Origin of the sequence: Promineifilum sp. (SeqCode) (assembly GCF_041918635.1) — a bacterium.
Lineage (GTDB): Bacteria > Chloroflexota > Anaerolineae > Promineifilales > Promineifilaceae > Promineifilum.
In genome coordinates, this window is the sequence record NZ_JAYRVJ010000438.1 from 1 (window position 1) to 10,348 (window position 10,348).

Genomic DNA, 10,348 nt, shown 5'->3' on the forward strand with positions numbered 1-10,348 from the left:
CCCCAACACGCCCTTCCTCGAACTCTCGCCATTGGCCGCCGAGGGAATGTACAACGGCGAGTCGCCCGGCGGCTCGCAGATCACCGGGATCGGCTTGGTTAGCGGCGTCGAGTGCCTCATCTTCGCCAACGACGCCACGGTCAAGGGCGGCGCGGTCTATCCGATGACCCTCCAGAAATCGCTGCGCGCCCAGCAGATCGCCTTTGAGAACCGGCTACCCTGCATCTCGCTGGTCGAGTCGGCCGGGGCCAACCTGCTCTACCAGGACGAAGTTTTCATCCTCGGCGGGCGCACCTTCGCCAACCAGGCCCGCCTGTCGGCCGCCGGTATCCCCCAGGTGTCGTTGGTCTTCGGCTCCTCCACGGCCGGCGGGGCCTACATCCCCGGTATGAGCGACTACGTAGTGATGGTGCGCAATCAGGCCGCCGTCTACCTGGGCGGGCCGCCGCTGGTCAAGATGGCGATTGGCGAAGAGAGCGACGACGAGACGCTCGGCGGGGCGGAGATGCACGCCCACACCTCCGGCGTCAGCGACTACACGGCCGAAAACGACGCCGACGCGCTGCGCCTGGGCCGGCTCATCCTGTCCCACCTGGGCGCGCCCAAGCCGGCGGCAGCCCTCGCCCGTCGCGCCCCGCCGGAACCGCCGGCCTATGACCCCGAAGAGTTGCTGGGTATCGTCCCGGCCGACCCGCGCATCCCCTACGACGTGCGCGAGATCATCGCCCGACTGGTGGACGGTTCGCGTTTCTTCGAGTTCAAGCCCGACTACGGCGCGACGCTCATCGCCGGCCACGCCCACCTGGACGGCTGGCCGGTGGGCATCCTGGGCAACAACGGCGTCCTCTTCTCCGAGAGCGCCAACAAGGCCGCCCAGTTCATCCAGCTCTGCAACCAGACCCGCACGCCACTCATCTACCTCCAGAACATCACCGGCTTCATGGTTGGCGCGCAAGCGGAGCAGGAGGGGATCATCAAGCACGGCAGCAAGATGCTCAACGCCGTGGCGACCTCGACCGTGCCGCAGTTCACCGTCATCGTCGGCGGCTCCTACGGCGCGGGCAACTACGCCATGTGCGGCCGGGCGCTCGACCCGCGCTTCCTGTGGGCGTGGCCCAACAGCCGCGTGGCCGTGATGGGCGGGGAGCAGGCGGCCGGCGTGCTGGGCATCGTCCAGGAGGAACGGGCGCGCAAGGCGGGCCAGACGCCAGACGCTAATCAGATCAGCATGATGCAGATGATGACCCGCCAGAAGTTCGAGACGGAGTCCTCCCCCTACTACGCCACAGCCCGCCTGTGGGACGACGGCATCATTGACCCACGCGACACGCGCATGGCCCTGAGCATCGGCCTGTCGGTAGCCCACAATGTGGATTACATCACCCAGGGGCCGCCGCGGTATGGCGTATTTCGCATGTAACCAAAAGCGCCGGAATCTGGAGTTCAGATTCCGGCGCTTTTGATCTGGCTAGACCTGACAGGTCTGTTAAGGGATAGGGTTACGGCAGAACGGTGACGCGGGCTACCGGGTCGGGCGTCAGCGGCGAGTGGGCCGCGAAGTACGCCTCGAGGGCGTCCGTGTCCACCGCGCCACCCAGGCGGTTCGTGCCCTGGATGAAGACGGGGAACTGGTCGCCGCCATCGGCGATGAAGCTGTTGACCGTCACGCGATAGACGCCGTTCGGGTCAATCGGCACACCGTTGAGCATGATCGTGTTGATGTCCACGACGTTGCCGGCGTTGGCCGGATTGGCGGCCACCGCGGCGCTATAGCTGTAGGTGAAGCCTTCCGATACTTGCAGCAGCTTGTTGCCCGGAACCGGGTTTACGCCGATCCACTGCGCTTCCAGCGCCTGGTCTATCTGCGTGCCGGTCAGGCTCATCGTGACCATCGCATTGCCGAACGGCTGGACGGCGAACAGCTCGCCATAGGTCACCACACCCGGCGCTTCCGTGCCATAGATGTCGGAGACAAGGAAGTCTTCACGAATGCCGCCGGCGTTCATGAAGGCGATTTGAGCGTTGCCGGTGTCAGGATCATCGGTCGCGTCCAACATGGCATCCGCGATGAGGCGGCCGATGTTGGACTCGACGCCGCGAGTCGCGCCACGCACAAAGTCAGCCGTGATGGAGCCAACGACACGGTTAGCCAACGGCGCGGCGAAGGCGTTGTACTTGGCGATCAGGTCCGTGATGGCCGTGTCCTTGGCCACGGTTTGCGCTACGATGACGTTCTCGGCCGTGATAGCCTGGACTTCCTGGGTCTTGCGGCTGACAGTCATGATGACCTTAGTCACCAGACGGCCATTGGAAGCAGCGCTGGTCACAACGCGCCCGTCAATGACACAGTTGTAGGCCTGGTGGGTGTGACCGGTGATAAACAGGTCAACCTCATCGCTCGTGCGCTGGACAATGTCAACGATCGGGCCCGAAATGCCGGGGCAAGCGTTGTACTCAGTGCCCAGAGACGGGTAGCCACCCTCGTGCACCAGCACCACAATGGTCTCGACGCCGCGACGCTTGAGGACATTGACCAGCCGGTTGACCGTATCGGCCTCGTCTTTGAACTCCAACCCTTCTACGCCGGAGGGAGAAACGATTGTCGGAGTAGATTCCAGCGTCATGCCGATGAAGGCCACCTTCGCGCCGCCCTTGAACGTCATGACGCGGAAGGGCGGAAAGATGGTCTTGTTCGTGCCTTCATAGAACACGTTGGCGGCCAGATAGCGGAAGTCAGCGCCGCCGAACGGGTCGCCGTCCTGGCAGCCGTCCACTGGGTGGCAACCGCCGCGCTGCATACGCAACAGTTCCATCAGCCCCTCATCGAACTCGTGGTTGCCCACAGCGTTGAAGTCCAGACCGATCTCGTTGAACACCTCGATAGTCGGCTCGTCATGGAACAGGGCTGAGAGCAGCGGGGTGGCGCCGATCATATCGCCGGCCGACACAATGGCCGTGCGCTCGTTCTGGGCCTTCATGGTCTTCAGCCACGTCGCCAGATACTCCGCGCCGCCGGCATTGACGTTGCCGGTGGGCGTGGCGATTGTTCCCGGCGGTAACAAAGCGCCGTGGAAGTCATTGACGGCCAGGATTTGGATGTCCACCAATCTGGCATTGGGGGCGGGCGCGGCCGCGGCCGGGCCGATGGCGACGACGAGCATCACCATCGCAAGGGCCAGGAGCGCCAGAGGCAGGAAACGACGCAACGTACGCAGGTTCATAGAGATGCATCCTCCACTACACAAAAAGATGTTGGGAATTGGACCATACCCTGTTCGCCGCCAAGCGGCCCAATCGGGAGAAGCATTGGGTTGCGCGACGCGGCCAACGGGGCTAAAAGGGCACGTCAACAGCACACAGACGGCCCTAATGCACATTATAACATGGAACCTTACAAATGCCCTTACAGACTGGTGGAAATTATCTATTCCTTTATGCCTAGATGCAAGTCGAGATTCGTAACGCTCGACGCCACTTTCCCAGTCAAGGCCGTGAGTTTCGTAACGAGCAGGAGACGATTGACTTATATACTATCTGGTATGAGTGAAATGACCAAGGTGGACGGGCGGTTGTCTCATCAGGGGTTCAGGTGCGAAGCACTTGCGAAGCGCGTTGCACCTCAGGCGATCCCGAGTACAATCCGCCCATATCCACTAAACGGAGCACACCCTTATGGATCCTGAAAACGCGCCGAGCATCATCCTGCCCATCGCCATCATGATCGCCATTCTGGCCGCCTGCGGCATCATCGCCCTGGTGCTGTCCATCGTGGCCGGCGTGATCGTGCTGTAGGCCCGCCGTACAAACCGGGCAGGGCGCGCCCACGAGAAGGCCATGTTGAACGCTGAACTCTATGACCTGATTCAATCGTTGTGGGGCGCGTTCGCCGGGGCCATGACCACTGCCGCTGCGGCCGAGTCCGCTGCCCCTCCTCCCGCCATCTTGCAGCTACAGGCCGGGCAAGCCGAAAGTCCGGCCTGGTTCCTCATCCAGGCCGCCGAGTTCGACCCCGAACCACTGACGGTCGAGCGCCTGCGCGTCCGCGATATCTACGCCTCCGAGCGCATCGTCGCGGCCTTGCTCGAGGTGATGGCCGCCGAGAAGTGGTTTGACCGGCGCGGCGACGAGTACTTCCTGCGTTTCGAAGGGCGCGCGGCGCTCGACCGCATCCGCGCTAACCGCGCGCGCCGGTTGGCGGCGCTCCGCCTGCCGGCCGAGCCGCTGACTCGCTTAGAGCGCCGCCTGCGCGATCTCCTCGACCGCAGCCTGCTGTCCGGCGACCCGCCGGGGACGTGGTCATTGACCCACTCGCGCCGCCGCGCCCCAGCCGACGACGCGTCGGCCGCCGAATGTCTGTTCCAGTACGTCGCCGACTTCAACGCCTTCCGCGACGACTGCCACATGGCCTCCTGGCGCGGCCTGGGCGTCGAGGGATATGTCTGGGAGGCGTTCAGCCTGGTCGCGGGCGGCGCGCCGACGGCTGACGCGCTGTTCGAGGCCCTGCCCTACCGCGGCTACAGCGCCACCGACTACGCCGCCGCGCTGGAGGAACTCCGCGCCAGGGGCTGGATCAGCCAGAGTGAATCCGGTTGGCAATTGACCGATGACGGTCGCGCCGTCCGCGCGACGGTCGAGGCGCAAACCGACGCCTACTTCTACGCGCCGTGGGCACATTTGTCGCCGGCCGGCGTGTTAGCCGTCCGCGACGACATCGGCGCGCTCGGCCGCCAACTCGAAACGGCGGTTTGAACCGCCGGCATAGGGGGAGCCTATCATGAAGATCGACGTTTCGTTCTTGCAGCCCCAACTGGAGCAGATGCCAACCTACGCCGCCGCAGCCGAGGCGCTCGGCTTCGACGGCTTCTGGGTGGCCGAGACGGCCAGCGACCCCTTCCTCAATCTGGCGCTGGCCGCCGAGCACAGCCGGCAGATGACGCTAGGCACGGCTATCGCCGTCGCCTTCCCGCGCAGCCCGGCCATCCTGGCCTACACCGCCTGGGACTTGCAGCGTTTCTCACGGGGGCGCTTCGTGCTCGGCCTGGGCGCGCAGGTGAAGGCCCACAACGTGCTGCGCTTCGGCGTCAAGTGGGAGAAGCCGATCAAGAAGATGCGCGAGACGATCGAGGCCATCCGCGCTTTCTGGCACTGCTGGCAGACGGGCGCGCCGCTCGACTATGCCGGGGAGTTCTTCAAGCTGATGCTGATGACCCCCTTCTTCAACCCCGGCCCTATCGACTACCCGCCGCCGCCCATCTACATCGCCGCCGTCAATGAACAGATGCTCCGCCTGGCCGGGTCGCACTGCGAGGGCGTCCACATCCACGCCCTGCACACGGTGAAGTACCTGCGCGAGCTGGCCCTGCCGGAGATCGAGGCCGGGCTGGCCAAGAGCGGCCGGACGCGGGCCGATTTCACCGTCAACACCTCCGTCTTCGCCATCCCCACCGACGACCCGGATGAGGCGCGGACGGCCGAGGGCCACGTGCGGCAGCAACTTTCCTTCTACATGAGCACGCCCGCCTACCGCTCAGTGCTCGCGTTGCACGGCTGGGAGGGCGCGTCAGAGGAATTGGGCCAACTGGCCCGCGCCGGCCGGTGGGACGAGATGCCCGGCCGGATCAGCGACGAGATGCTCGACACGTTCGCCGTCACCGGCTCGTGGGCGGCGCTGCCCGGTCTCATCCGCGCCCGCTATGGCGACTTGCTCGACCGGGTTAGCTACTACCTGCCTTACGAACCGGGCATCAACGACGCCGGCTGGTCCGCGACCATTCGAGGATTTAGGAGTTAAGAGGAATCATCCGCAGATTTCGCAGATTACGCAGATTTTGAGAGATACTTTCTAAAATCTGCGTAATCTGCGAAATCTGCGGATGATTTCTGGGAGTATTCGATGTTTAGCTACTTCACAGAGGAACACGAGGCCTTCCGGCGGACGGTGCGCCGGTTTGTGGAGACGGAGATTAACCCCCACGTCGAGGAGTGGGAAGCGGCGCGCATCTGGCCGGCCCGCGACGTGCTCAAGAAGATGGGCAACCTCGGCCTGCTGGGGCTGAATTACCCGGAGGAGTACGGCGGCGGTGGGGTGGACTACTGGTATAGCGCCGTTCTGCTGGAAGAATTGGGCCGGGCCGACTGCGCCGCCGTGCCGATGGGCATCGCCGTCCACACCGACATGGCCACGCCCGCCCTGGCCGAGTTCGGCAGCGACGACCTGAAGCGCCGCTTCCTGGTTCCGGCCATCGCCGGCGATCAGGTGGCGGCCATCGGCGTCAGCGAGCCTGACGCCGGCTCCGACGTGGCCGCCATCCGCACGCGGGCCGTGGCGGATGGGGACGACTACGTCATCAACGGCTCCAAGATGTGGATCACCAACGGCACCCAGGCCGACTTCGTGACCCTGCTGACCCGCACCAGCGGTCAGCGCGGCTTCCGGGGCATGTCACTCATCGTCGTGCCCACCGACACGCCCGGCTTCCACGTCAGCCGCAAGCTGGAGAAGATGGGCAACCACGCCAGCGACACGGCTATTCTGACCTTCGAGGACATGCGCGTGCCCCAGGCCAATCGCATCGGCGAAGAGGGTATGGGTTTCATCCTGCAAATGAAGCAGTTCCAGAAGGAACGGCTGGCCGGGTCGCTGATGAGCACGGCTGGGATGGACAAGATCATCCGCATGACCATCGCCTACTGCCGCGAGCGGCACACCTTTGGCCGGCCCCTGATCGACAACCAGTACATCCACTTCCGTCTGTGCGAGCTGCTGACCGAGGTCGAAGCGCTGCGCCAGTTGAACTACCACTGCGTGCGGCTGCTGGTGGCCGGCGAGGATGTGACCAAGGAGGTCTCGATGGCCAAGCTGAAGGCCGGCCGGCTGGCGCGCGAGGTAGCCGACACCTGCGTCCAGTTCCACGGCGGCATGGGCTACGTCGAGGAGTACCCCATGGCCCGCTACTTCCGCGACGCCCGGCTGTTGTCCATCGGCGGCGGCGCGGACGAGATCATGTTGGGGATTATCGCCAAGTATGAGAATATACTCCCTGGACGGTGAGGCGCAGAGGAGCGGGGGAGCAGGGGAGCAGGGAGAAGCTGCCCGCTCCAACGGCTACCGTGGCCTACAGGACGGCAACCAACGATAAACGACCAACGACAAACAACTAGGAACTAACAACTAACCGACGACTAACCGACCGGAGTACGCGAATGACCAACCAAGTACGCATCGCCCGCTCATTTATCGCCGCCGAATCGGCGGCCGATCTGATCGCCGAGGAGTACGACTGCGCCCGGCCGATCACGGCGCGGCTGTTCAGCAAGCTGTTGCGCACCCAGGACAACGATCACTATCTGGTGACCACCGGCGACGGCGTCCAATACGCCTTCCGCATCTACCAGCAGGGCGACCGCTTCCGGCGGGTGGAATCTGACTACTTGTACGAACTAGATTGGTTGAACTTTCTCAAGGGGCGCGGTCTACCCGTCTCCTATCCGATCCAGCGCCGCGACGGCGGCTATCTAGGCCGGCTCGATGCGCCCGAAGGCGTGCGCTACTACGCCCTGTTCAGCCTGGCCCATGGCGACGCGCTGGCCTTGAAAGATCTGGATCAACTCTATCTGATGGGCGAGTGGATGGCGCGGATTCACGTCGCCTCCAACGACTACACCCCTACTCACGTCCGCAAGCCGCTTGACCTGGCCTACCTGCTCGACCGGCCCCTGGAGCGCATCCGGCACAACTGGACGGACGAACGGGCGGCCAACGTCGATCTGGTGCTGACGGCGGCCGAGGAGGCGCGCCAGGAACTCGAGCAGTTGCTCGGCCGGAGTGCGCCCGCGCCCGACAGTTGGGGGCCAATCGGCGGCGACTTCCACCAGAGCAGCGTCTACTTCAACGAGACGAACGAACCGACCTTCTTCAACTTCGACCTGTGCGGGCCGGGCTGGCGCGCCTACGACATCGCCTCATTCCTCTCCAATGCCAACCTGATGCACGCCCCGGCCGAGCGCTCGGAGGCGTTCTTTGCCGGCTACTACGCCGTTCGGCCGCTGGCCGACGCGGAACACGCCGCCATCGCCCCCTTCCTGACCGTCCGGCGCGTGTGGCTGATGGGCATGTTCGCGCGGGAGGATGGGTTGGTGGGGCATACGTTTGTGGGGTCGATCTAGCTGTGCTCCACCCGGTGCTACTTCAGTAGTTGGACTGTTCGCTAAAAGAGCCCGCCCACACAGCACTGCGTGCTATAATGATGGGTACATGTGGCTACTCTGAGCGGCCGAGGTACAAAATGATTCTGGCTCCGACAATGGCGGTTCCTCTTTCAATGACGGATGATGGCGTGATCCGTGTCGGCCAGACGCGCGTTCGGCTGGATACCGTCGTGTATGCGTTCAACGAGGGCTACTCGGCCGAAGAGATCGTGTCCCAATATCCGGCCCTCGATCTGAGCAACGTGTATGCCGTCATCGCTTACTACCTGGGTAATCGGGCAGAGGTCGATGAATACATCGCCGAACGCGCCAAAGAGGCCAACGTCGTGCGGCAGGAGATCGAAGCCAGGCCGGAGTACCAGGCTTTTCGACAACTTCTCCTGGAGCGACGAGAGGCCATGCAGCAACAAAACCGCTAATACCCTGTCTGCGCGCTGCCCATGCTCAGGTTTCTGGCCGATGAAGACTTCAACAACCGCATCGTGCGCGGCCTCCTGCGCCGACAACCCGATCTGGACGTGATCCGCGCCCAGGACACCCCTCTGGCCGGCGCATCAGACCCGGCCATTCTCGATTGGGCAACCCGAAACAACCGTATTCTGCTGACCCACGACGTCAGCACAATGACCGGACACGCTTTCGAGCGTATGCGCTCAGGTGAGTCGCTGGTGGGCATCATTGAAGTCCCACAATCCGCCCCCATCGGCCAGCTTATTGAGGACATTATCCTCATTGCCGCCACCTGTACTTCCGAGGAATTTGAGAACCACGTTGAGTATCTGCCGCTTTAACTCTCTCCTCATTGCCAACCGCGGCGAAATCGCCCGGCGCGTCATCCGCGCCTGCCGGCGACTGGGCATTCGGGCCGTGGCCGTTTACTCCGACGCCGACGCCCACAGCCTCCACGTCGCGGAGGCCGACGCCGCCGTGCGCCTCGGCCCTGCGCCGGCGGCCGACTCGTACCTCAACGTTCCAGCCATGCTGGCCGCGGCGCGCCGGGCCGGCGTCGACGCCATCCACCCCGGCTATGGCTTCCTGGCCGAGAACGCCGCCTTTGCCCGCGCCTGCGTCGACGCGGGACTGATCTTCGTCGGCCCGCCGGCCGAGGCCATCGCCGCCATGGGCGACAAACGCGCCGCCCGCGTCTTGGCTGGCCGCCTGGGCCTACCGGTCATCCCCGGCTACGACGGCCCCGCCCAGACAGACGAAGCCTTTAAACATGAAGCCGAACGCATTGGCTACCCGATCATGGTCAAGGCCACAGCGGGCGGCGGCGGCAAGGGCATGCGGCTGGTGAGCGCGCCGGCTGACTTACCGGACGCGCTGGCCGCCGCGCGGCGCGAGGCGAGCGCCGCCTTCGGCTCCGGCGACCTACTATTGGAGCGCGCCCTGCTCCGCCCGCGGCACGTGGAGATACAGGTGTTCGGCGACAGCCACGGTCGCGTGCTGCATCTGGGCGAGCGGGAGTGCTCGGTGCAGCGCCGCCACCAGAAGGTGATCGAGGAGTCGCCCTCGCCCGCCGTCAATGCCGCGCTGCGGGCGGAGATGGGCGCGGCGGCTGTGGCCCTGGCGGCGGCCATCGGCTATACCGGCGCGGGCACGGTCGAATTCCTGCTGGACGAGACAGGGCGCTTCTACTTCCTGGAGATGAACACCCGCTTGCAGGTCGAGCACCCGGTGACCGAGTTCGTGACCGGCCTCGACCTGGTGGAGTGGCAGATCCGCGTGGCCGAAGGGGAGGCGCTGCCCTGGACGCAGGCCGATCTCGCGCCGGCCGGCCACGCCATCGAGGCGCGCCTCTACGCCGAAGACCCGGCCAACGACTTCCTGCCCGTCACCGGCGAGGTTCTGGCGTGGCGGCCGGCGGCCGGCGAGGGCGTCCGCGTGGATGGCGGCATCCGCGCCGGCGATAGCGTCACCGTTCACTACGATCCGCTGCTGGCCAAGATCATCGCCCACGGCCCGACGCGAGCGGACGCGCTGCGCCGCCTGGATGACGCGCTGCACCGCACCATTCTGCTCGGGCTGACCACCAATCAGACCTACCTGCGGGCCATCCTGGCCCACCCGGCGTTCAGGGACGCGGGCGCGCTAAGCACCCGCTTTCTGGAAGAGCACTTGCCCGGCTGGCAGCCACCCA

General features: G+C 64.9%; 9 protein-coding genes. 8 read left to right on the forward strand and 1 reads right to left on the reverse strand.

Annotation, left to right across the window (positions count from 1 at the left end):
* On the forward strand, window positions 1–1,420 hold a 1,420-nt coding region (locus ACE3UY_RS13510), incomplete at its 5' end, for an acyl-CoA carboxylase subunit beta (RefSeq protein WP_374688033.1).
* Window positions 1,421–1,499: 79 nt separating this feature from the next.
* Here the strand turns inward: ACE3UY_RS13510 and ACE3UY_RS13515 are convergent.
* Complete coding sequence (locus ACE3UY_RS13515) at window positions 1,500–3,221, reverse strand: bifunctional UDP-sugar hydrolase/5'-nucleotidase (protein ID WP_374688034.1); 1,722 nt, start codon at window positions 3,219–3,221, stop codon at window positions 1,500–1,502.
* A 613-nt stretch (window positions 3,222–3,834) separates the two neighbouring features.
* Between ACE3UY_RS13515 and ACE3UY_RS13520 the strand changes: the two genes are divergently transcribed.
* The 7 genes from ACE3UY_RS13520 to ACE3UY_RS13550 all read left to right on the forward strand — a co-directional run.
* Window positions 3,835–4,749 (forward strand): hypothetical protein, encoded by a 915-nt coding sequence (locus tag ACE3UY_RS13520; RefSeq protein WP_374688035.1) that lies wholly within the window; start codon window positions 3,835–3,837, stop codon window positions 4,747–4,749.
* Window positions 4,750–4,774: 25 nt separating this feature from the next.
* Window positions 4,775–5,791, forward strand: coding sequence for a TIGR03617 family F420-dependent LLM class oxidoreductase (locus tag ACE3UY_RS13525; RefSeq protein ID WP_374688036.1), 1,017 nt, complete (start codon window positions 4,775–4,777; stop codon window positions 5,789–5,791).
* A gap of 102 nt (window positions 5,792–5,893) precedes the next feature.
* Window positions 5,894–7,051 (forward strand): acyl-CoA dehydrogenase family protein, encoded by a 1,158-nt coding sequence (locus tag ACE3UY_RS13530; protein WP_374688037.1) that lies wholly within the window; start codon window positions 5,894–5,896, stop codon window positions 7,049–7,051.
* A 152-nt stretch (window positions 7,052–7,203) separates the two neighbouring features.
* Window positions 7,204–8,166, forward strand: a complete 963-nt coding sequence (locus tag ACE3UY_RS13535; protein WP_374688038.1) for a phosphotransferase enzyme family protein — start codon at window positions 7,204–7,206, stop codon at window positions 8,164–8,166.
* 155 nt (window positions 8,167–8,321) lie between these two features.
* On the forward strand, window positions 8,322–8,627 hold the full coding sequence (locus ACE3UY_RS13540; RefSeq protein WP_374688039.1) for a DUF433 domain-containing protein: 306 nt from the start codon (window positions 8,322–8,324) through the stop codon (window positions 8,625–8,627).
* 21 nt (window positions 8,628–8,648) lie between these two features.
* Window positions 8,649–8,999 (forward strand): DUF5615 family PIN-like protein, encoded by a 351-nt coding sequence (locus ACE3UY_RS13545; protein WP_374688040.1) that lies wholly within the window; start codon window positions 8,649–8,651, stop codon window positions 8,997–8,999.
* Window positions 8,986–10,348, forward strand: a 1,363-nt coding sequence (locus tag ACE3UY_RS13550) for an acetyl/propionyl/methylcrotonyl-CoA carboxylase subunit alpha (RefSeq protein ID WP_374688041.1), incomplete at its 3' end; no start/stop codon positions are given. The genes ACE3UY_RS13545 and ACE3UY_RS13550, both read left to right, overlap by 14 nt.